Below are 21487 nucleotides of genomic sequence, written 5' to 3' on the forward strand. Positions count from 1 at the left end.
GTGAGCAAGACAACCGAAACCGAAATTCCGTTCCGTCAACGAGTCGCTGAGAATCCCCAACCCGCGTTGATTTGGGCCGCAATCGGTGTGGTCCTCGTCGGCGTCGAACTCGGTGCAATCCTGCAAGTCATCGGCGCTATCGCCGGTGTCGTCGTCGGACTGCTGCCGGGGGACCCCGGCGCAGCGGCGGTCGCCTCGCTGCAGGCATCGCTCGACGCGATTCCGACGCTCCTCTCGCGTGACGTCATCCCGAACCAAGGGTACTGGAACGGCAGCGAGTACGTCGGCACGTTCCTCGGTCTCTCGCCGGCGGCGGCGTGGGCCGTCCGACTCGTCGTCGTCTACGCGTACGCGTTCGCCGTCCTCGGTTGGCTGTGGAACGGTTACAACCGCTACCGTCGCCACTACCGCCGTGTCGATTGGACGCCTCGGGACGACGTCGTCAACCGATTCCGAACCCACTCGTGGGGGAAGTTCGGTCTCGTCGTCGTCGTGCTCTTCGTCGTCCTCGCGGTGTTCGCACCGACCGTCGGCCCGACGACGATGGACCAGAACATCCTCTTCCCGTACGATTACGAGATAAACTACTGGAGCGAAGACACCCAGTCTGTCGAGTCGATTCTGGTCGGTCAGGCGAACCTCGACTCCAGTTCGAAGGGTGCCGGTGACAACAACGTCGGTCCGTTCTCGTACGACGACTTCGGACGGTACCATCCGTTCGGAACCGCGACGAACGGGAAGGACTTATTCACCCAAGTGGCGTTCGGAGCGAGGATATCGTTGACCATCGCAACCCTCTCTATCGGTATTGCGGGCGTCATCGGTCTCGCGCTGGCGATGATCACCGCCTACTACAAGGGTCTCGCCGACCTCGCAGTCGTCCTGACGAGTGACTCGATTCAGGCGCTGCCGGTCATCATGGTCCTCATCTTGATGCTCGTCATCTTCCAAGGGACGTGGTTGAAAGACCTGTACGACGGGGCGGTGCTCATCATCGTCATCTTCAGCCTCGTCTACTGGCCGTTCATCTGGCGGTCCATCCGTGGTCCCGCGTTCCAGGTGTCGGAACAGGACTGGATCGACGCTGCGAAGTCCTTCGGCCAGACCCCGGGGCAGGTCATGCAAAAGCACATGGCTCCCTACGTGTTCAGCTACATGCTCATCTACGCGTCGCTCAGCCTCGGTGGCATCATCATCAGCGTCGCCGGGCTGTCGTATCTCGGTCTCGGCATCACCGCGCCGACCCCCGAGTGGGGACGCCTCATCGCCAACGGTCAGCAGTACGTTGCGAGTCCCTCGTGGCACATCTCGCTGATTCCCGGACTTCTCATCACGCTCGTCGTGACCGGGCTGAACGCGTTCGGTGACGGTATCCGCGACGCCATCGACCCACAAGCCGACACTGGCTCTGAAGGTGCGGCCGCCGGAGGTGGTGGCGCATGAGCAGTCAAGAAGCGGCACTTCGACAGACAGACGAAGCGATTCTGTCCATCGAGAACCTCCAGACGTCGTTCTACACGGACAAGGAGGTCATCCGCGCCGTCGATAACGTCTCGTTCGACATCTACCCCGGTGAGACGGTGGGTATCGTCGGGGAGTCCGGGTCCGGAAAGTCCGTGACCGCCCGGTCGATTATGCGCCTCATCGACTCGCCCGGCCGCATCGAGGGCGGCCGAGTGATGTACAAGGGCGAGAACCTGCTCGACAAGAGCAAGCGACAGATGCGCGGCATCCGCGGCGGCGAAATCGCGATGGTCTTCCAGGACCCGCTGACCAGTCTGAACCCCGTCTACACGGTCGGGAACCAGATCAAAGAGTCGCTCAGACTCCACCGCGGTATGACCGGGCGGAAGGCGACCCGCGAGGCCATCAACCTGCTCGAAGCCGTCGGCATTCCGGACGCACAGCGTCGTCTCCGCGAGTACCCGCACCAGTTCTCTGGTGGGATGCGCCAGCGCGCGGTCATCGCAATGGCACTCGCCTGCGACCCCGACCTGCTTATCTGTGACGAGCCGACGACGGCGCTCGACGTGACGATTCAAGCACAGATTCTGGAACTCCTCGAAGAGTTGCAAGAAGAGCGCGACCTCGCCATTATGTTCATCACGCACGACATGGGCGTCATCGCGGAGATTGCAGACCGCGTCAACGTGATGTACGCGGGCGAAATCGTCGAGAGCGCTCCCGTCCTCGAACTGTTCGAATCGCCCAAGCACCCCTACACGCAGGGGTTACTCAACTCGATTCCGGGACACGGACTCGAAGAGGGCGACCGACTGGCGACTATCGAAGGCGACGTTCCCACGCCGAACGAGAAGCCGACGTACTGCCGGTTCGCGCCGCGGTGTCCGAAAGCGTTCGACGCGTGTGACACCGTTCACCCGGTCCCAATCGACGTTCACGAAGGCGACGTTGACCACCGAGCGTCGTGTCTGCTCTATCCCGAGGAACTCCCGACGGAGGAGGCAGTCGCGCGCCACCGCGAACGCGAAACCACTGGAGGTGATGACCGATGAGCAGCACAACGTCCACCGAAGAACAAGCCCCCGCACGAAGCAGTCAAGAGACGCTCCTCGAAGTAAACGACCTCAAGACGTACTACGAAGACGGCGGTCTCCTCAGCAGCCAGCCTGTCAAAGCAGTTGACGGTGTCTCGTTCGACATCGAGCGAGGGGAGACCCTCGGTCTCGTCGGCGAGTCTGGCTGTGGAAAATCGACGCTCGGGCGCACGCTGATGCGACTCGAAGAGGCCACCGACGGCGAGATTAAACTCAACGGGACGGACATCACGACGCTCTCCGGCGCGGACCTCAAGCAGTTCCGCCGAGACGTGCAGATGGTGTTCCAAGACCCCGATTCGAGTCTCAACCAGCGGATGACCATCGGCGAGATAATCCGCGAACCGCTCGACGTACACGAGTGGAAGACGCCGACCGAACGCCGCGAGCGCGTCCGCGAACTCCTCGAAACGGTGGGTCTGCAAGAAGAACACTACTACCGCTACCCGCACCAGTTCTCCGGCGGCCAGCGCCAGCGTATCGGCATCGCCCGCGCGCTCGCGCTCGAACCCGAGTTCATCATCCTCGACGAACCGGTCTCGGCGCTCGACGTGTCCGTGCAGGCGAAGGTGCTGAACCTCCTCGAAGACCTGCAAAACGAGTTCGACCTGACGTACCTCTTTATCGCCCACGACCTCGCGGTCGTCAAACACATCTGTGACCGCGTGGCCGTGATGTACCTCGGCAACATCATGGAAATCGGCCCGGCCGACGAGATGTTCCAGGACCCGGCGAATCCCTACACGCACGCGCTGTTGTCGGCGATTCCGGAACCCGACCCGACCAAGGTACGCGACCGGATTACGCTCCGCGGCACGCCGCCGAGTCCGCGCGACCCGCCGGCAGGCTGTCCGTTCTCGACGCGCTGTCCGGTGAAGATTCGCCCAGAACAGTACCAGACGCTGGACGACGACCTCTGGCAGCGTATCGAAGTGTTCCGTGAGGTGCTCCGCGAGCGGAGTCGCGCCGAACCGTCGCTGTCCGACCGGGTTCGAAAACTCCTCGGGCGCGAGACGATGGAGACGAGCATGGACGAAGTCGTCGCCGAGCTCTTCGGCGAGTTCGACGTTCCGGCGGCGGTCCAGCGACACATCGACGAAGCCGCGTCGTACGCCGAAGAAGACGACGAGGAGACCGCACAGGCCTACCTCAAAGAGGAGTTCGGCAGCATCTGCGACCGCGAACAGCCGTCGAAGTTGACGGTCGGCGAGAACGGTCGCCTGAGCCTCTGTCACCGTCACGACGCGAAATACGACGAGCCATCGACCGCCTTCGAAGCGCTCACACAGTAGATGGAATTCGACCCACGCCGAATCGCGGTCAAGACGATCGACGCGGTGGCCTACGCCGTCGTCCTCACCGGCGTGGTGTTTCTGCTCACTGCACTCGTGAGCTACGCGGCTGGCGGCGGTCTCCCCGGGTCGAAGTGGCTGATGTTCTTCTTGGGGTTTGCGATGCTCGGCTACGCGTCGCTCAAACTCCGCCCGAAAGCCGCGTGGAAAGACGGGGACGACGGCGGACTGTTCACGGGTGACGGCGAACAGGTAGGCATCGCAAAGGCCGTCAGCGGGGTGCTCGACCGAGTGCTCCCCCCGCGACTCCGACCGGGACCGAACGAGCGACCGTCGAACGGGACGAAGTTGTTCCTCGCAGCGGTGGGAATCCTCCTGACCTCGTTCCTCATGGAAGTCGCCCTCGGCATCAACTACTGACTGCCATCGGCGACTGACGGCCAGCGATATCGGTTCTCGGGCCGTGACGCCGGAGATAGCCCGAACCCTGTGCTTCGATGCCTTTTACCATATCCACCGTCGAACGGGTGTATGGTCGAGCTTGGAGACGAAGACGTATCTGACGCGGACCGTCTCGCCGCTGATGCGGACCAGCGGCGGGAAGCGTGGGGTGCGACCCTCGACGACATGACCGCGATGGCCGACGAACTCGAAGCCGACGGCTGGGAGACGGTCCGGATTGCAGCGGGTGACAGCGGACCGTTCGGCCCGTCGAGCCAGAAAGGAGACAGCGAGGCCTTCGGTCTCGCCTACGTCATCCCGGGCGACAAAGCACAGGAGGTCAGCGACCTCTTCGAGCAAGCGTCTTTCTCGGAGTACGAAATCTACCGCGCCGAGAACAACGGTCTCGTGTACATGGTGACGGCGCTGTTCGCCCCGGAGATTCAGACGGCGATTCTCGTCGCCGGTGCGTGGGAGATGCGTCACGCCCTGGAGTGCGCGATGACCGCGATGGACGAAGGGCTGATGTACACCTTCCTCCAGAAACTCGACGGCACGGTCGTCGGCGTGGTCGAACACGACGACCCAGAGAAGTTCTTCCCGAACGTCGAGGCAATCAAGTCGTATGCACCGAACGCCGACGAGTTCGACGACTCGAACGCACAGACCGACGAAGCGTAGCGACAACACGGTGTCGCGTGGTTTTTCGACGACTCGACCGATGAGCGGTGCGTGTTCGACGGTACGCAATCGGCATCGAAACGTGTCAAGTCACGCTGGATGTGTTCGCAGAGTACATTAGGCGTGGGACTGAAAGCGTGGGTATGAAAGTAGCCGACGCGATGACCCCCGGTGAGGAGGTCGTGACGGTGTCCCTGCCGGGCACCCGCGACGACGTTCTTGAGTACCTCCAAGAGCGTGGCTTCTCCTCGGTTCCGGTCGTAAAAGAGACCGACGAGGGCACGAACTACCGTGGTCTCATCTCCCGAGAAGACCTCATCAAGAACCCCGAAGAAGACCAACTGGCCGTCCTCGTCCGCGAGGTGCCGACGACGACGGCCGACACCGGCCTCGAAGAGGCGGCCGCGATGATGGTCTCCGAAGAGACTCGTCGCGTCCCGGTCGTCGATGGCGACGAAATCGTCGGTATCATCACCGTGACCGACGTGATTCGCGCAATCGCTCGCGGCAACATCGACGGCGAGACGCCCGTCGCCGACCTCGCCGCCCGCGACGTGAACGCCACGTACGTCGAGGTTCCGCTCCCCATCGTCGAGCGGGAGATTTACTACGCGAACGTCCCCTACGCGGTCGTCCTCGACGACGAGGCGTCGATGGCAGGCATCGTCACCGAAGTCGATATCATCGACGTCGCGCGCGTCGTCGAAGGCGAAGAGGGCACGGGCGACTCCGTGGCGAATCAGGACGACAAGTGGATGTGGGAAGGCATCAAGGCGGTCGGCAACCGCTACATCCCGACCCGAAGCGTCGAGATTCCCGCTGAACCGGTCTCGAAGTTCATGACCGACGACCTCGTGACCGTCTCGAAGCGCGCGAGCGCCAAGGAGGCCGCCCGAATCATGATTCGTGAGGACATCGAGCAGATTCCGGTCATGACCGGCGACCGACTCATCGCCATCGTCCGCGACATCAACCTCCTGGAGGCGCTCTATGAGTGAAGGCAGCGAATCCGCCGCACTCGCCGAACTCGCCAAGCGCCGTGGTTTCTTCTTCGGTTCCTCCGAAGCATACGGCGGCGTCGGCGGGTTCTACACCTACGGCCCGCAGGGTGCGGCACTAAAATCGAACGTCGAAGAGGCGTGGCGCGACCGATTCGCGGTCCAAGAGGGCAACCTCGAAATCGAAGCGCCGACCATCATGCCGGAACCGGTCTTCGAAGCCTCCGGCCACCTCGACGGCTTCGACGACATGCTCGTGGAGTGTGCGGAGTGCGGTGAGTCCCACCGCGCCGACCACCTCATCGAGGACAACTCGGACCTCGAGGACGCCGAGACGCTCTCGCCCGAGGAGGCCGCCGAGAAGATTTCGGAACTCGGTCTCGTCTGCCCGTCGTGCGGTGCGGAGTTAGCGGGCCAAGAAGTCACGGACTTCAACCTCATGTTCGAGACGAACATCGGTCCCGGTTCGACGACGCCCGGCTATCTCCGCCCCGAGACGGCACAGGGTATCTTCGTGGAGTTCCCGCGAATCAAGGCCTACGCTCGTAACAGTCTTCCCTTCGGCGTGACGCAGATTGGCAGCGCCTACCGCAACGAGATTAGCCCGCGCAAGAACATCGTCCGCACCCGCGAGTTCACGCAGGCGGAGTTAGAGCAGTTCGTGGACCCCGAGCGCGACGAACCCGACCTCTCGTCGGTCGAAGACGTAGAGGTCTTGCTCTACCCGATTACCGAACAAGAGAAGGACGACGGCGACTACGTCACGACGACCATCGGCGAGGCCGTCGAAGAGGGCGTCATCGCCAACGGCTGGATCGGCTACTACCTCGGTATCGCCCAGGAGTGGTACGAGCACGTCGGCGTCGATATGGACCGCTTCCGCTTCCGTCAGCACCTCCCCGGCGAGCGCGCCCACTACGCCGCCGACTGTTGGGACGCCGAGAGCGAAATCGACGGCGACTGGATAGAAATCGCTGGCTTCGCCTACCGCGGCGACTACGACCTGTCCAAGCACGGTGAACACGCCGACGACGACTTCACCATCTTCCAGCAGTACGACGAACCGAAGACGGTCGAACGCGCCGTCGTTGACCCCGACATGGCCACACTCGGTCCGGAATTCGGTGCGAAAGCCGCAGACGTCGCGGACGCCCTCGAAGCGCTCGCGGCGAGCGACCCCGAGGCGTTCGAGAGCGACGAGGTGACCGTCGAAGTCGATGGCGAGGTCATCACCGTCGAGACCGACATTGCGAACTTCTCGGTCGAGACCCAGACCGAAGCGGGCGAGCACGTCACCCCGCACGTGGTCGAACCCTCGTTCGGTATCGACCGCACGGTCTACACGCTCCTCGCGCACGCCTACGAGACCGACGAAGTCGATGGCGAAGCGCGTTCGTTCCTCTCGCTGTCGCCCGCGGTCGCGCCGACGAACGTCGGCGTCTTCCCGCTGGTCAGCAACGTTGACGAACTCGTGGACCTCTCGGACGACATCGCGGCCGAACTCCGCGCCGCAGGCTTCGCGGTGGTCTACGACGACTCCGGCAGTATCGGTCGTCGCTACCGCAGACAGGACGAGGTCGGCACGCCCTTCTGTGTCACCATCGACCGCGACGGCATCGAGGGCGACGGCCCGACCACGGTGACGATTCGTGAGCGCGACACCGGCCGACAGGTTCGGATTCCGGCAGACTCGCTCGTCGAGACGCTCGTCGGCCTGCGCGCAGGCACGACCGCGTTCGACGAAGTCGTGGACGCGTACGAAGCCGTCGAGGCCTAAGTCAAACCGTGTCGGGTCCGACGAGCAGCGAACTGAAACGGCGACTGGTCCACGCCAGCGGGTCCGGCATGCCACTGCTGTATCTCCTCGGACTCGTCGATTGGCCCACACTGGGCCTGCTGTTCGTCGGCATTTCGGTCGTCGTCACCGTCCTCGAAGTGCTCCGCCTCTTCGGGAACCTCGAGTGGCGCATCTACGACGAACTCACCCGCGAGTACGAACAGGACAACGTCGCGGGCTACGCGCTCTACGTCTACAGCCAGACGTTCGTCGCGCTGGTGTTCGGCCCGGCGATTGCGATTCCGGGGATGTTCATGCTCACGATAGGCGACCCGATTAGCGGATTGCTCGGGTCGAACCGGGTGGGCGAGACGAAAGCGCCGCAGACGCTCGTTGCGATGTTCACCGTCTGTTTCGCGTTCGCCGCCATCTTCGTCGTCCCCGTCTACGGGGCGGTCGTCGGCGGAATTGCGTCGTTCGCGGGTGCGCTCGGTGCGACAGTCGCCGACGGCGCGAAACCCGTCGTGGCGAGCTACGTCATCGACGACAACCTGTCGATTCCGCCGGTCGCCTGCACCGCAATCGCCGCGGTGGTCTGGGTCGTCGGCTAATCAGAGTTCGTTTTATCTCATCGCCGTCTAAATTCCCTGTCGTGACTATCTACGAGAGTGACTTACCCGGCGTCGGAAAAAAACACGAAGTAGAACTCGGAGACGGGTCGCGTCTCGTCATCGTGACCCACAACACCGGTAAACGCGAGGTGTTCCGCCGTGCGAGCGCCGACAGCGACTCGGAGAAGTTGTTCGAACTACGGGACGAACTCGCCCGACAGGTCGGCACGCTCCTCGAAGGCGCGTACTTCCAGCCCGTGAGTTCGGGCGACATCGAGACGCTGCTCGGCGGGAACACGGCCCTCGAATGGGTGGAAGTCGGCGATAGCTCGGCGCTCGCGGGGAAGACGCTCGTCGAGTCTGACCTCCGCCGGGAGACCGGCGCGTCGGTCATCGCCATCGAACGCGACGACGAAATCATCGCCCCGCCCGGCGGCGACACGAGAGTCGAAGTCGGGGACGTGCTCGTCGTCATCGGGTCGCCCGACGCGTGCAGTAAGTTCACTGAGTTCGTGACCGGAGCCTGATGGCGGCGGAACTGCTCGAATTCGGCTACCTCTTCGTCGTACTCGCGCTCGCCGGAGCGGTGGCGCTGCGCCTCGGACTGTCGGTCATCCCGCTGTACGTCGTCGGCGGCCTCGTCGCGGGACCGTTCGTCGCCGGGCGCGTGGGATTGCCTTACGTCGCCGACACCGAGGTCGTGACGCTACTCGCCGAGGTCGGTATCGTCCTGTTACTGTTCTTTCTCGGCTTGGAGTTCAGCCTCGAACGGCTGCTCGCCTCCCGGCAGAACATCGGGCGGGCGGGCGTCGTAGACCTCGTCATCAACCTCCCAATCGGCATCGCCATCGGCATCCTGTTCGGGTGGTCGCTCGTCGAGTCGCTGCTTCTCGGCGGCATCATCTACATCTCGTCGTCGGCAATCATCACGAAGACGCTCATCGACCTCGGGTGGATTGCGGACGCCGAGTCGGGACCGATACTGGGGACGCTCGTCTTCGAAGACCTCGCTATCGCGGTGTACCTCTCGGTCGTCGCCTCGCTCATCCTCGGCGGCGGCGGTGACTTGTTCGCTCTCGGCCAATCGCTCGCGGTCGCGTTCGGCTTTCTCGGCGTCCTGTTGGTGGCCGTCCAGTACGGGACGGAACTGTTCGAGCGCGTCCTCGACATCGGGGGACAAGAGGCGTTCGTGCTGCGGGCGCTGGCCGTGGTCATCCCCATCGCGGGGGTCGCGCTCGAACTCGGCGTGAGCGAGGCAGTCGCCGCCTTCTTCGTCGGCATGGGCTTTGCGACGAGTAGCCACAAAGAGCGCATCGAGCGCCTCTTGGCACCAGTCCGAGACATCTTCGCGGGGATATTCTTCTTCTGGATCGGCGTCGGCACCGACCCGGTGTTGCTCGGCACGGTCGTCGTCCCGCTCGTAGTGGCGGTGGCCGTCACGGCGCCCTCGAAAGTCCTCTCGGGGTACCTCGGCGGGCGCATTTACGACCTCTCGCGGCACCGGTCGCTCCGCGTCGGCGTCGGCATGGTTCCGCGTGGTGAGTTTTCGCTCGTCATCGCGGCGCTCGCGGCGTCGGGCGGGACGACAGTGATGCAAGAGGTGATTCCGGCGTTCGCCGTCGGCTACGTCCTCCTGATGAGCACGATTGGAACGCTGTTGATGCAGCGGTCGGATTTGGTGGAGCGGGTGCTCCTCCCCGACCGGTCGGCAGCGGGGGACGCCTAGCGGGGGGCGCCTAAGTCGAGACGCGCACGCGCACGCGTTTCGCCGGACCAGGCGGCCACAGAATATTTTATCGAGGCGTCCATCACGGCCGTACGAATCCATGACACTCATCGAATGGCTCATCGTCGGCCTCGTCGTGCTCGCCGTCCTCGCACTCGTGGTCGCGCTGTTCGACGAGGAACTCCTCTTAGAGCTCGCCGTCGAGGTTCTCGACTGAGGCGAACATTGCGCCCCCGAAAGAGTTTAATAGCGAGTACACAGTACAGATTCACAACCGATGGCGACTCGTAGCACCCTCGCCTCGTTCTCCGCGCTACGAGCCGCTGCTGTCCGACGACGACGACCGGCCCTTTAGGGCCACACACATCATATCCTTCGGGACACGTCCAATTCGCTAATCTTCCGTTTTCTTGCCCATAGGCATCTCTACCACTTAATTTCATAAATCGAAGTCAAAGAATTTATTTACCTATCCACGTCACAGAGAGGTATGAAGAAAGTCGCACTCGCATTCTCAGGCGGACTCGACACGACCGTCTGCGTCCCGATTCTGAAAGAAGAGTACGGTTACGACGAAGTCATCGGCGTCACCGTGGACGTCGGCCAGCCGGAAGGAGAGTTCGAAGAGGCCTACGAGACCGCCGAAGCGCTCGGTCTCGACCACTACGTCATCGACGCGAAAGACGAGTTCGCACAGCTCTGTCTCGACTCCGTCCGCGCGAACGCGGACTATCAGGGCTATCCGCTCGGCACCGCGCTCGCCCGCCCGGTCATCGCAAACGCCATCCTCGACCTCGCGCTCGAAGAAGACTGTGACGGCATCGCCCACGGCTGTACGGGCAAAGGAAACGACCAACTCCGTTTCGAGGCCGTCTGGCGCGCCTCCGACCTCGAAGTCATCGCCCCCGTCCGCGAGATGGGCATGACCCGCGAGTGGGAAATCGAGTACGCCGCCGAGAAGGACCTCCCGGTGCAGGGCGGCAACGAGGGCGTCTGGTCCATCGACACGAACCTCTGGAGCCGTTCCATCGAGGGCGGCAACCTCGAAGACCCCAGCTACGTCCCGCCGGAGGAGATTTTCGAGTGGACCTCCCAGCCCTCGGGCGAGACGGAACTCATCGAAATCGAGTTCGAGAACGGATATCCCGTCGCCATCGACGGCGAGGAGATGGAACCCAACGAACTCATCGCCTTCCTCAACGAGAAGGCCGGTTCCCACGGCGTCGGCCGCACGGACATGATGGAAGACCGCATGCTCGGCCTGAAGGTCCGCGAGAACTACGAGCACCCCGCCGCGACGACGCTCCTCAACGCGCACGAGTCGCTCGAAGGACTCGTCCTCACGAAAGAAGAGCGCGACTTCAAGCAGACCGTTGACGCCGAGTGGGGACAGAAGGCCTACGAAGGTCTCATCGACGCCCCGCTCGTGGGCGCACTCGACGCCTTCGTCGAGAAGACCCAGGAGCGCGTCACCGGCACGGTGACCATCAAGTTCCAGGGCGGGATGGCACAGGCAGTCGGCCGCGACTCCGACTACGCCGTCTACTCCGAGTCGGCCGCTTCCTTCAACACCGAAACCGTGGACGGAATCGAACAGGCCGACGCGACGGGCGTCGCCAAGTACCACGGCTTCCAGTCGCGTCTGGCGAACGAGGGCGCGAAGAAAGCAAAGCCCGAACTGGCCGCAGACGGCGGCAGCGACTGAGATGACAGGCGAGGACGGCGACGACGGGAGTGTCATTCGCCGGGGTCGCTTCAGCGGCGGCCCCGCCCGCGGGTTCATGTCGAGCCTCGCGGCCGACGAACGCATCTTCGACGCCGACCTCGCCGTGGACCGCGCGCACGTGGTGATGCTCGCCTCGCAGGGAATCGTCGAGTCCGACGTCGCAGGCGAGATTCTCTCCGCACTCGACGACGTCGAAGCCGCGGGCCACGAATCGCTCTCCGGCGGCGAGGACGTACACGAAGCCATCGAGGCCGCCGTCATCGATATCGTCGGTCCCGACGGCGGGAAGATGCACACGGCGCGCTCGCGCAACGACGAGGTGGCGACCTGTATTCGCTACCGTCTGCGCGAAGACGTCTTGGAGACGCTCGACGCCGCGCTCGCACTCCGCGAAGCGTTAGTCGAGGTCGCCAGCCAGCACACCGAGACGGTGATGCCCGGCTATACTCACCTGCAACCCGCACAACCCACGACGGTCGCGCACTTTTTACTCTCGTACGAACGGGCGGTCGCCCGCGACTGCGCCCGCCTCATGTGTGCGTACGACCGCATCAATCAGTCACCCCTCGGGTCTGCGGCCTTCGCCGGAACGCCCTTCGACATCAACCGCGAACTCGTCGCCAAGTTACTCGGCTTCGACCGCGTGATGGAGAACTCGATGGACGCCTCGGCGACCCGCGACTTCCTCGCCGAGACGTGCTCGGCGCTGGCGACCCACGCGATTACCCTCTCGGGTCTCGCCGAGGACCTCATCGTCTTCTCGAACAAGGGCCTCGTCGAACTCTCGGACGACTACTCGTCCACATCGTCGATTATGCCCCAGAAGAAGAACCCCGACACGATGGAACTCGTCCGCGCCGTCGCGGGCGACGCAGTCGGCGAACTCACGGGACTCATGACGACGCTCAAGGGGCTTCCGCGCGCCTACAACCGCGACTTGCAACGCGCCCACACGCACGCGTTCCGCGCAGTGGACGACGTGAGTGAAGCCACGGCGGTCGCCGCCGGAGCAGTGGCCTCGGCGACGTGGCCCGAAGACGCTCTCGCCGACGCGGCGGGAGACGGCTTCTCGACTGCGACTGGCGTGGCCGACCTGTTGGCGATGGCGGGCCTTCCCTTCCGGACGGCCCACGAAGTCGTCGCGGAGGCGGCCGCCCAGTCCACGGGGACACCCGACGTGGCAACACTTGACGCCGTCGCCACGGACGTATTAGGGGAGTCTCTCTTTACACACGTGACCGAAGCCGCCGTCGAAGCCGCGCTCGACCCGACCGAGAGCGTGGCGAGTCGTGACTCGGTCGGTGGGCCTGCGCCCGCCGCCGTCGAGTCCACGCTCTCGACGGCGAGCGACGAACTCGAATCGGACGAGGCCGCCGTCGCCGACGCACGCGAGTCGCTGTCGGCCGCGGCCGAATCCCTCGAAGAGGAGGTTTCGGAGTATGTCTGAACAGGTCCCGACTCGGCTGCCGCGACCACCGCGAGCGGTTGCTCCGCGACCGCCGCGACGACCGGTCCGACTCCCGCGACGGGAACCACGACCACGACCGCGCCCGACGACGGGGATGGCCCGACCGGTTCGACCGGGGCCATTCCCAGTATCGAGTGAGGCTGGCACCCAAGCTCGATACGTCGGCTGTTCGGCCAAACAAAGTGGCCGAATCGCCCGATAAACTCCGTTAGAGCTTTCTTTGCGCCATTTTTTGCCATGCAATTTTCGGTGGATTTAATACCATCCCACGTCCAGCCACGGATGTAATGAGCGACACTATCACCGCGGAAGACCCGCTGACCGGAGAAGCAATCGACATCCCAGCAGACGTGGAAGTCGGCGAAATCATCGACAGCCCTGCCACCGGTGCCGAGCTGGAAGTCGTCTCGCTCGACCCCGTGGTACTCGAAGAAGCGCCCGAACTCGAAGAGGACTGGGGAGAGTAACCGTGAACACAGCCGAACATAGCGACACTCTCACGCACGCCTACGGGTGGTCACAGTGAACGTTGGACTCCTGTACTCCCGGATTCGCCGCGACGAGAAGCTCCTGCTCTCGGAGCTACGCGACCGCGGCCACGAGGTGACGAAAATCGATGTCCGCAAAGAACAGTTCGACCTCACCGAGGCCCCGGCCGTGTTCGACGACGTGGACATCGTCGTTGACCGCTGTCTGGCGACGAGCAGGAGCCTCTACATCACGCGCTTCCTGCAGTCCTACGACGTCCCGGTCGTCAACTCGCACGAGACCGCCGCGATTTGCGCCGACAAGGCGCAGAACAGCCTCGCACTCGCTGACGCGGGCGTGCCCACGCCGAACACGAAAGTGGCGTTCACTATCGACTCGGCGATGGAGATTGTCGAAGAGTTCGGCTACCCCTGTGTCCTCAAGCCCGTCGTCGGGTCGTGGGGACGCCTGATGGCAAAGATCGACTCCGAGGCCGCCGCCGAGGCCATCCTCGAACACAAGGCGACGCTCGGAAGCTACGAACACAAGGTGTTCTACATCCAGGAGTTCGTCGAGAAGCCGGGTCGTGACATTCGCGTCCTCGCCGTCGATGGCGAACCCATCGCCGCGATGACCCGCAGTTCCGACCATTGGCTGACGAACGCCGCGAAGGGTGCCGACTCCTCGGCGTTCGAACTCGACGACCGCGCAAAGGAACTCGTGAAACAGGCGTCCGACGCCGTTGGCGGCGGACTGCTCGGTATCGACCTCATGGAGACCGGAGCAGACGGTTACACGGTCCACGAGGTCAACCACACCGTCGAGTTCAAGGCGCTCAACGAGGCCACCGACGTGGACGTTCCCGCGAAGGTCGTCGATTGGCTCGAAGCGAAAGTCGAGAGCGAGAAGCAAGTCGCCGAGGCGTCTGCATGAGCGAGCAACTCACCGCGGGCGTCGTCGGCGGTTCCGGCTTCACGGGCGGCGAACTCCTTCGCCTCCTCGATGGCCACCCGAACTTCGACATCGTGCAGGCGACGAGTCGCTCCTACGAGCGCAAGACCGTCGGCAACGTCCACCCCAACCTCCGTCACCTCGACCTTCGCTTTAGCGACCCCGAAGACCTCGAATCGGTCGATGTGCTGTTCACGGCGACGCCCCACGGCGTCTCGATGGAGCACATCGACGACTTTCAGGACGCAGCGGACACGGTCGTAGACCTCTCGGCCGACTTCCGCCTCTCCGAAGAGGCGCAGTACGACGAGTGGTACGACGGCCACATTTGTCCAGAGTACCTCGAAAAATCGGAGTACGCACTCCCCGAACTCAACCGCGAGAACCTCCCCGGTGCGGACCTCATCGCCGCCGGCGGCTGTAACGCGACGGCGACGATTCTCGGGCTCAAGCCCCTCTTCGACGCCGGCATCCTCGACGGCGACGAACAGGTCGTCGTGGACGTGAAAGTCGGTTCCTCCGAGGGCGGCGCGAGCGCGAGCAAGGCCTCGACCCACGCCGAGCGCTCCGGCATCGTGCGCCCGTACGCACCGACGGGCCACCGCCACGAAGCCGAGATTCAGGAGTACCTCGGTCTCTCCGTCTCCTTTACCGTCCACGCCGTGGACATGGTTCGCGGCGCGGCCGCGACGTGTCACGTCTTTCCTAACTCGCCAGTCTCGAAAGGCGACATGTGGAAGGCGTACAAAGGAAGCTACGGCGACGAACCCTTCATGCGCACCGTCGCGGGCGGCGGCGGCGTCTACCGCTACCCCGAACCGAAGGCCGTCGCCGGCACCAACTTCGGCGAAGTCGGCTTCGAAATCGACCCCTCGAACCGCCGCCTCGTCGTCTTCTCGGCCATCGACAACATGATGAAAGGCTCCGCCGGGCAGGCCATCCACGCCGCGAACATCGCGCTCGGGCTGGACGAGACTGCCGGGTTGGAATTCACGGGCTTCCACCCCATCGGGTCGCCCTAACTGTCCCCCAGACTGACCAATGACTGAATACACACGCACGGAACTGCTCGCAGCACACGAACAGCTCATCGACAACGACGTGAACTTGCTAGCTGATGGTGGTTCAGAGCCGCCGGTCGTCGTCAAAATCGGCGGCGCGAAAGCGGTTGACCCCGAGGGCGCGGTCCAAGACGTGGCCCACCTCGTCGCCAACGGCACCGACGTCGTCGTCGTCCACGGCGGTTCGACAGCAGTAGACGAGACGCTCGAAGAACTCGGCGAGGAACCGACCTACGTCGAGTCGCCCTCCGGCGTCACCGGCCGCTTCACCGACGAGCGCACCATGGAGGTGTTCTCGATGGTGATGCCCGGCAAACTCAACACGGACCTGACGGCGCTGTTCCGCGAGGCGGGCGTCGATGCGCTCGGTCTCTCGGGCGTCGATGGCGGCCTCCTCACCGGGCCGCGCAAATCGGCGGTTCGCGTGGTCGAGAACGGCAAGAAGAAAATCAAGCGCGGCGACCACTCTGGGAAGATTACGAGCGTCAACGCGACGCTCCTCCAGACGCTCCTCGACGGCGGCTATACGCCCATCGTCACGGTTCCGATGCTCGCCGACGACGGTGTTCCCGTGAACGCCGACGCCGACCGTGCGGCCGCCGCAGTCGCGGGTGCACTCGGCGCGAGACTCGTCGTCCTCACCGACGTGAAAGGCGTCTACGCCGACCCCGACGACGAATCGACGCTCATCGAGAACGCCGACACGCCCGAGGCGTTCTCGAACCTCGAATCGGCCGCGGAAGGCTTCATGACGAAGAAAGTCATGGCCGCGAAGGAAGCACTCTCTGGCGGGGCCGCCGAGGTCATCGTCTCCGACGCGAACGTGAACGACCCCATCGTGACCGCGCTGAACGGCGGCGGCACGCACGTGACGCCCGGGGCGCTCGTGGAGAAAACGGAGGCAGACCAATGACTGGGGAAGGATTCGTCTTCTCCGAGAAGCCCATCACAATCGAATCCGGTGAGGGCGCATACCTCTACAGCGACGACGGGACCGAATACCTCGACTTCGGCGCGAACTACGCCGTCGCCGCGTTGGGTCACTCTCACCCGGCCGTCGTCTCCGCAGTTCAGGAGCAGGCCGCGAAGCTGACCTACGTGCAGGCGTCCTATCCCGTCGATGTTCGCACCGAGTTGTACGAAAAGCTCGGCGCGCTCGCCCCCGGCGACCTCTCGAAGGTGTGGCTCTGTAACTCCGGAACCGAAGCCAACGAGACTGCACTGAAGTTCGCTCGCTCGGCGACCGGTCGCCAGAAGATTATCGCCACCAAGCGCGCCTTCCACGGCCGCACGCTGGGGTCGCTCGCGCTCACGTGGAAACAGAAGTACAAGAAGCCCTACGAGCCGGTCGCTGGCGGCGTCGAGTTCGTCAGCTACGGCGACGAAGAAGAGTTGGCCGAGGCAATCGACGACGAGACGGCCGCCGTATTTTTAGAGCCGATTCAGGGCGAAGGCGGCATCAATCCCGCTACCGCGGAGTACCTCCAGACCGCCCGCGACCTGACCGAAGACGCCGGTGCCGCGCTCGTCTTCGACGAGATTCAGACCGGTCTCGGACGCACGGGCGAACTCTGGGCGTGCGAACACTCGGGCGTCGTCCCCGACATCCTCACGAGCGCGAAAGGCATCGCAAACGGGCTTCCGCTCGGCGCGACGCTGTGTGCCGACTGGATTGCTGACGGCGCGGCCTCCCACGGTTCGACCTTCTCCGGCGGACCGGTCGTCTGTGCCGCCGCGAACGCCACGCTCGACACCATCGTCGAAGAGGACCTACCCGGCCACGCCGCCGAGATTGGCGACTACCTCACGAGCGAACTCGAAGCCGCGGCCGAAGAACACGACCTGCCGATTCGAGAGGTTCGCGGCGAGGGTCTGATGATTGGCGTCGAGGTGAAACGCGGCGCGAACCGCGTCCTGAAGAACCTCGCGCTGTCCGAGCAGGTGCTCGCACTTCCCGCCGGCCGGACAGTCGTGCGGTTCCTCCCGCCGCTCGTCATCGACGAGTCGCACGCAGACGACGTCGTCGAAGCGATGGTGAACGTGTTATGACCGCGAAACTCGACCACGAGGCGACCAGCGAAACCGACGCCGAACTCGTCGCGGGGAGCGACTGGACGGAGGCGCGTCGCCTGCTCTACGACATGGTTTCGACGCCCTCGGTCTCGGGCGACGAGGCCGACGCGGCCGAGGTTCTGAAGGCCTTCTTCGAGGCCAACGACCGCGAGGTGTGGATAGACGAGGTCGGCAACGTTCGCGCACCGGCCGACGACTCGGTCCTCTTGACTTCGCACATCGACACCGTCCCCGGCGACGTCCCCGTGAAAGTCGAAGACGGCGTGCTCTGGGGTCGCGGCAGCGTCGATGCGACCGGGCCGCTCTGTTCGATGGCCGCCGCGGCGGTCGAAACCGGCGTCTCCTACGTCGGCGTCGTCGGCGAAGAGAAGACCTCGCGCGGCGCGTGGCACCTCGCCGAGACCCGCGACGAACCCGGGGCCGTCATCAACGGCGAACCCTCCGGCTGGGACGGAATTACGCTCGGCTACCGCGGGTTCCTCTCGGGGACGTACATCGCCACCAGCGAACAGGGACACTCCTCGCGCCCCGAGGAGAACGCCATCCAATCCGCCGTCGCGTGGTGGTCGCGCGTCGCCGACTTCTTCGACGAAGAACGCGACGGCGTCTTCGACACCGTGACGACGAAGCCCGTGAACTTCGACGGCGGTCCCACCGAAGATGGTCTCGCAGTCGAAGCGACCGTGGACGTGCAGTTCCGCGTCCCGCCTCGCTACACCATCGAGGACGTGCGCGAAGTCGCGGAGGGCGAACTCACCCGCGGGAGCGTCCACTGGAACAAACCCATCCCGCCGGTGATGCAGAGTCCCCGGACGGACATCGCACGCGCCTTCCGCGTGGCGATTCGCGGCGCTGGCGCGAAACCCCGCTTGCTTCGTAAGACCGGCACCAGCGACATGAACATCTTCGCGGGCGTCTGGGACTGTCCGATGGTCACCTACGGTCCCGGCGACTCGGACCTCGACCACGCCCCCGACGAACGCCTCGCGCTCGACGAGTTCGACGCGTCTATCGACGTGCTCGTGGACGTCTGCGAGCGCTTGCTCGACTAACATTCTCGAAGAACCAATGCTCGAAACCACCCACTTCACAGATATCGACGACATCAGCGCATCGGAGTTAGACCGCGTGCTCACCCGCGCCGCCGACCTCAAATCCGGGGCGGACGACACGCGACTCTCCCGAGCGACGCTGGCGATGCTCTTCGAGAAACCGAGCACGCGCACCCGCGTCTCCTTCGAGACGGGGATGACGCAGTTGGGCGGCCACGCGCTCTTTCTCGGCCCGGAAGACATCCAACTCGGCCACGGCGAACCGCTCTCCGATACGGCCAGAGTGTTAGGTCGCTACGGCGACGCCATCATGGTTCGCCTCTTCGACCACGCCGACCTCTTGGAAATCGCCGAGTACTCCGACGCCCCGGTCATCAACGGCCTGACCGACGACGCGCACCCCTGCCAGACGCTCGCCGACCTGCTCACCATCCGCGAGTTCGTCGGCGACTTCGACGAGGTGAGTGCGGCGTGGGTCGGCGACGGCAACAACGTCGGCCAGTCGTTCGTCCTCGGCTGTGCGATGGCCGGTATCGACCTCACCGTGGCAACCCCGCCGGAGTACGCGGTGGACGACGAAGTACTCGTCCGCGCCGAAGAACTCGGGACGGCACCGACCATCACGACAGACCCAGAGGAGGCCATCGACGGGGCCGACGTGGTCTACACCGACGTGTGGATTTCGATGGGCCAAGAGAGCGAGCGCCACGAGAAGCTACAGGCGTTCGAGGGCTTCCAGTTGAACGAAACCCTGCTCGAAGGAACCGACGCCAAGGTCATGCACTGTCTGCCCGCCCACCGCGGCGAGGAGATAACGGGCGACGTGCTCGAAAGCGAGCGCTCGCTCGTCTGGGACCAAGCGGAGAACCGTCTGCACGCGCAGAAAGGCCTGCTCGTGGAGCTGCTCGAAGAGTAACCTGGTTTCGTCTTCAGCCACCTAGTGTGGCGGCACACTAGTCTTTTCAACAAGCGGTGCTAGTACTCGTTCATGAGCAGTGAACCGGTAGACGCTGAAAGCAAGGTGTCTGGAAACCAAGCGAATATCCCAGCCCGAATTCGTCGAGAATTGGGGATCGACGATGGAGATAAACTCCGCTGGCATCTCGAAGAAGACGGAAGTATCCGAGTCCAGGTTGTCCAACAACGGAGTGGAACGTTTGCGGATTTCGATGGGTACGACGGTGTAGAAGAAACAGATGCCACCACGGACCATGACGCGTGGGGCGTCGAGACAGAGTAAATGCCACGGGCACTTATCGACACGACCGTCTTATTTGCTGCTGCGTACCGTCGAGACGGGATGCACACCGAAGCTCGACCAATTCTTCAGGGGATCGATGACGCGTCGCTTCCAGAAGCAGTCGTTCTCGATTATGTTTTAGCAGAGACACTCAATGGGCTAACGACTCACGCCGGACACGGTTCTGCAGTAGACTTCTTAGATCGACTCGAGGAGAACGCGCGATTCCACATCGAGTCTGTGAACTCCGATGCGTTTGCGACCGCAAAGGCACTCTTCAGACGACACCGTCAACTCTCGTTCGTCGATGCCTGTATTGTTGCGTATATGCAGACCCGGGGCTTGGGATATCTCTACGCGTTTGACGATGAGTTTGATGCGATAGACGATGTCTACCGGCTCGACACTGCCACAGACCCGTACTCTCCGAACTAACCACGCGACTCTGTCGAAGACCCCCGTTTCTGATAGTTTGTTGATGACGTGCTGAATACAGGGCGCGAGTCGGTCATCATCGCCAGCATCTCCTCACCAAGTGTAGAAGGTTTCAGTTCCTCGAATTGCGTAGCCAAGATAGAATATATCGTGCCCAAACCACAGCACCGACGCCTGCCACCAAGATAGCAATTCCAAGGAGAGCCAACTTAACGGAGGTACTCGGTAGCATATTCTCACTACTCCAGTTTTGATCGTAGGTTTATTGGTAGAACAGAGCGCGTACACTCCTGATTCACAATCGGTGCTGTGCTGAACTCATCCTCTGTCTGTGTCACACCATACCTGTCAGAAGTCGATGGATTCGACGACACCAAAAAACAGCACAACTGAGGTATTCTACGCCTGTGCGCCACTCTCGCCCGTCGCATCCGCGTTCGCTTCCGACGGGATGAGACCGAGTTGTCGCATCGTCCCGAGGTAGTCGAACGCGTTCCACTGTTCTGCGATTTCCTCACCCTCGAACCGGTAGACCGTGATTCCGGGCGAGCGCCAGTGGAGACCCGTCGGTTGGTCCGTCAGGAACGACGGCTCCTCGTTCGTCCCTTCGAGCGTGTATCGAACGACGACGCGGTCGGCGGAGGCGATGAGGTCGTCGATAGTGAACTCGATATCCGGTGTTCCGTCGATAACGTCTCGCAGCATTCCTTTGGCCCTGTCGAGGTCGCGGTCGCCCATCGGGTCGTGCATGACGAAGTCTTCGGTACAGAACTCGTCCATACTCTCCGGGTCGCGGGCGTCCCAGACGGTTTCGAGTTGCTTTTCGACGATTGCTTTGCGTCGGGGGGTTGGTATCATCACCAGTCACCACGCGCTAGTACGCTCGTTCGACCGATAGCGTATTTGTCAGGTCGGTCGGTAACTCCAGT

The 21487-nt window shown here is 63.5% G+C and carries 22 protein-coding genes; 21 read left to right on the plus strand and 1 reads right to left on the minus strand.

The genetic code is table 11. From position 1 onward, the window contains the following. From ACFQJC_RS16070 to ACFQJC_RS16170, 21 genes are all read left to right on the plus strand, one after another. Entirely contained in the window at window positions 1–1443 is a 1443-nt protein-coding gene (locus ACFQJC_RS16070; RefSeq protein WP_390225254.1) for an ABC transporter permease, read from the plus strand. Then, window positions 1440–2516, plus strand: coding sequence for an ABC transporter ATP-binding protein (locus ACFQJC_RS16075; RefSeq protein WP_390225256.1), 1077 nt, complete (start codon window positions 1440–1442; stop codon window positions 2514–2516). Before ACFQJC_RS16070 ends, ACFQJC_RS16075 begins: the two co-directional genes overlap by 4 nt. Further along, window positions 2513–3850 (plus strand): ABC transporter ATP-binding protein, encoded by a 1338-nt coding sequence (locus ACFQJC_RS16080; RefSeq protein ID WP_390225258.1) that lies wholly within the window; start codon window positions 2513–2515, stop codon window positions 3848–3850. The genes ACFQJC_RS16075 and ACFQJC_RS16080 overlap by 4 nt, the downstream gene beginning before the upstream one ends. Continuing rightward, window positions 3851–4270 carry a DUF7555 family protein gene (locus tag ACFQJC_RS16085; RefSeq protein ID WP_390225260.1) on the plus strand — a complete coding sequence of 140 codons (420 nt, stop codon included), beginning with the start codon at window positions 3851–3853 and terminating at the stop codon, window positions 4268–4270. 111 nt (window positions 4271–4381) lie between these two features. Next, a complete protein-coding gene (locus ACFQJC_RS16090; RefSeq protein ID WP_390225262.1) occupies window positions 4382–4972 on the plus strand; it encodes a DUF7529 family protein in 591 nt (196 codons plus the stop codon). A gap of 143 nt (window positions 4973–5115) precedes the next feature. Continuing rightward, a complete protein-coding gene (locus ACFQJC_RS16095; protein WP_390225264.1) occupies window positions 5116–5970 on the plus strand; it encodes a CBS domain-containing protein in 855 nt (284 codons plus the stop codon). Beyond that, window positions 5963–7747: a glycine--tRNA ligase gene (glyS, locus tag ACFQJC_RS16100; RefSeq protein WP_390225266.1), complete on the plus strand. Its 1785-nt coding sequence runs from the start codon at window positions 5963–5965 to the stop codon at window positions 7745–7747. The genes ACFQJC_RS16095 and glyS overlap by 8 nt, the downstream gene beginning before the upstream one ends. Before the next feature lie 68 nt (window positions 7748–7815). Further along, entirely contained in the window at window positions 7816–8358 is a 543-nt protein-coding gene (locus ACFQJC_RS16105; protein ID WP_390225652.1) for a dolichol kinase, read from the plus strand. A gap of 41 nt (window positions 8359–8399) precedes the next feature. Continuing rightward, window positions 8400–8885: a cation:proton antiporter regulatory subunit gene (locus tag ACFQJC_RS16110; RefSeq protein ID WP_390225268.1), complete on the plus strand. Its 486-nt coding sequence runs from the start codon at window positions 8400–8402 to the stop codon at window positions 8883–8885. Further along, window positions 8885–10084, plus strand: a complete 1200-nt coding sequence (locus tag ACFQJC_RS16115; RefSeq protein ID WP_390225270.1) for a cation:proton antiporter — start codon at window positions 8885–8887, stop codon at window positions 10082–10084. The genes ACFQJC_RS16110 and ACFQJC_RS16115 overlap by 1 nt, the downstream gene beginning before the upstream one ends. A gap of 463 nt (window positions 10085–10547) precedes the next feature. Beyond that, window positions 10548–11789, plus strand: coding sequence for an argininosuccinate synthase (locus ACFQJC_RS16120; protein WP_390225654.1), 1242 nt, complete (start codon window positions 10548–10550; stop codon window positions 11787–11789). Window position 11790: 1 nt separating this feature from the next. Then, window positions 11791–13257 (plus strand): argininosuccinate lyase, encoded by a 1467-nt coding sequence (argH, locus tag ACFQJC_RS16125; RefSeq protein ID WP_390225272.1) that lies wholly within the window; start codon window positions 11791–11793, stop codon window positions 13255–13257. A gap of 308 nt (window positions 13258–13565) precedes the next feature. Continuing rightward, on the plus strand, window positions 13566–13745 hold the full coding sequence (gene lysW, locus ACFQJC_RS16130) for a lysine biosynthesis protein LysW (RefSeq protein ID WP_390225274.1): 180 nt from the start codon (window positions 13566–13568) through the stop codon (window positions 13743–13745). A 55-nt stretch (window positions 13746–13800) separates the two neighbouring features. After that, window positions 13801–14679 carry a lysine biosynthesis protein LysX gene (gene lysX, locus ACFQJC_RS16135; RefSeq protein ID WP_390225276.1) on the plus strand — a complete coding sequence of 293 codons (879 nt, stop codon included), beginning with the start codon at window positions 13801–13803 and terminating at the stop codon, window positions 14677–14679. Next, window positions 14676–15719 carry an N-acetyl-gamma-glutamyl-phosphate reductase gene (gene argC / locus ACFQJC_RS16140; RefSeq protein ID WP_390225278.1) on the plus strand — a complete coding sequence of 348 codons (1044 nt, stop codon included), beginning with the start codon at window positions 14676–14678 and terminating at the stop codon, window positions 15717–15719. Before lysX ends, argC begins: the two co-directional genes overlap by 4 nt. Before the next feature lie 19 nt (window positions 15720–15738). Next, window positions 15739–16671, plus strand: a complete 933-nt coding sequence (locus ACFQJC_RS16145) for an acetylglutamate/acetylaminoadipate kinase (protein WP_390225280.1) — start codon at window positions 15739–15741, stop codon at window positions 16669–16671. Further along, entirely contained in the window at window positions 16668–17807 is a 1140-nt protein-coding gene (locus ACFQJC_RS16150; RefSeq protein WP_390225282.1) for an aspartate aminotransferase family protein, read from the plus strand. Before ACFQJC_RS16145 ends, ACFQJC_RS16150 begins: the two co-directional genes overlap by 4 nt. Further along, the gene (locus ACFQJC_RS16155) at window positions 17804–18883 is read left to right on the plus strand and encodes a [LysW]-lysine hydrolase (RefSeq protein WP_390225284.1); all 1080 of its coding nucleotides are present in this window, start codon (window positions 17804–17806) and stop codon (window positions 18881–18883) included. The genes ACFQJC_RS16150 and ACFQJC_RS16155 overlap by 4 nt, the downstream gene beginning before the upstream one ends. Before the next feature lie 16 nt (window positions 18884–18899). Then, a complete protein-coding gene (gene argF / locus ACFQJC_RS16160) occupies window positions 18900–19799 on the plus strand; it encodes an ornithine carbamoyltransferase (protein ID WP_390225286.1) in 900 nt (299 codons plus the stop codon). A 72-nt stretch (window positions 19800–19871) separates the two neighbouring features. Continuing rightward, window positions 19872–20123: an AbrB/MazE/SpoVT family DNA-binding domain-containing protein gene (locus ACFQJC_RS16165; protein WP_390225288.1), complete on the plus strand. Its 252-nt coding sequence runs from the start codon at window positions 19872–19874 to the stop codon at window positions 20121–20123. Then, a complete protein-coding gene (locus ACFQJC_RS16170; RefSeq protein ID WP_390225290.1) occupies window positions 20124–20558 on the plus strand; it encodes a PIN domain-containing protein in 435 nt (144 codons plus the stop codon). Window positions 20559–20957: 399 nt separating this feature from the next. Here the strand turns inward: ACFQJC_RS16170 and ACFQJC_RS16175 are convergent, their stop codons facing one another. Then, a complete protein-coding gene (locus ACFQJC_RS16175; protein WP_390225292.1) occupies window positions 20958–21416 on the minus strand; it encodes an ester cyclase in 459 nt (152 codons plus the stop codon). Window positions 21417–21487 lie beyond the last annotated feature (71 nt).

This window comes from Haloferax namakaokahaiae, assembly GCF_042663225.1.
GTDB lineage: Archaea > Halobacteriota > Halobacteria > Halobacteriales > Haloferacaceae > Haloferax > Haloferax namakaokahaiae.

Coding starts and splice junctions, on each gene's coding strand:
- ACFQJC_RS16075 (WP_390225256.1), top strand. CDS start 1,440: ATGAGCAGTCAAGAAGCGGCACTTCGACAGACAGACGAAGCGATTCTG.
- ACFQJC_RS16080 (WP_390225258.1), top strand. CDS start 2,513: ATGAGCAGCACAACGTCCACCGAAGAACAAGCCCCCGCACGAAGCAGT.
- ACFQJC_RS16085 (WP_390225260.1), top strand. CDS start 3,851: ATGGAATTCGACCCACGCCGAATCGCGGTCAAGACGATCGACGCGGTG.
- ACFQJC_RS16090 (WP_390225262.1), top strand. CDS start 4,382: ATGGTCGAGCTTGGAGACGAAGACGTATCTGACGCGGACCGTCTCGCC.
- ACFQJC_RS16095 (WP_390225264.1), top strand. CDS start 5,116: ATGAAAGTAGCCGACGCGATGACCCCCGGTGAGGAGGTCGTGACGGTG.
- glyS (WP_390225266.1), top strand. CDS start 5,963: ATGAGTGAAGGCAGCGAATCCGCCGCACTCGCCGAACTCGCCAAGCGC.
- ACFQJC_RS16105 (WP_390225652.1), top strand. CDS start 7,816: ATGCCACTGCTGTATCTCCTCGGACTCGTCGATTGGCCCACACTGGGC.
- ACFQJC_RS16115 (WP_390225270.1), top strand. CDS start 8,885: ATGGCGGCGGAACTGCTCGAATTCGGCTACCTCTTCGTCGTACTCGCG.
- argH (WP_390225272.1), top strand. CDS start 11,791: ATGACAGGCGAGGACGGCGACGACGGGAGTGTCATTCGCCGGGGTCGC.
- lysW (WP_390225274.1), top strand. CDS start 13,566: ATGAGCGACACTATCACCGCGGAAGACCCGCTGACCGGAGAAGCAATC.
- argC (WP_390225278.1), top strand. CDS start 14,676: ATGAGCGAGCAACTCACCGCGGGCGTCGTCGGCGGTTCCGGCTTCACG.
- ACFQJC_RS16145 (WP_390225280.1), top strand. CDS start 15,739: ATGACTGAATACACACGCACGGAACTGCTCGCAGCACACGAACAGCTC.
- ACFQJC_RS16150 (WP_390225282.1), top strand. CDS start 16,668: ATGACTGGGGAAGGATTCGTCTTCTCCGAGAAGCCCATCACAATCGAA.
- ACFQJC_RS16155 (WP_390225284.1), top strand. CDS start 17,804: ATGACCGCGAAACTCGACCACGAGGCGACCAGCGAAACCGACGCCGAA.
- argF (WP_390225286.1), top strand. CDS start 18,900: ATGCTCGAAACCACCCACTTCACAGATATCGACGACATCAGCGCATCG.
- ACFQJC_RS16165 (WP_390225288.1), top strand. CDS start 19,872: ATGAGCAGTGAACCGGTAGACGCTGAAAGCAAGGTGTCTGGAAACCAA.
- ACFQJC_RS16170 (WP_390225290.1), top strand. CDS start 20,124: ATGCCACGGGCACTTATCGACACGACCGTCTTATTTGCTGCTGCGTAC.
- ACFQJC_RS16175 (WP_390225292.1), bottom strand. CDS start 21,416: ATGATACCAACCCCCCGACGCAAAGCAATCGTCGAAAAGCAACTCGAA.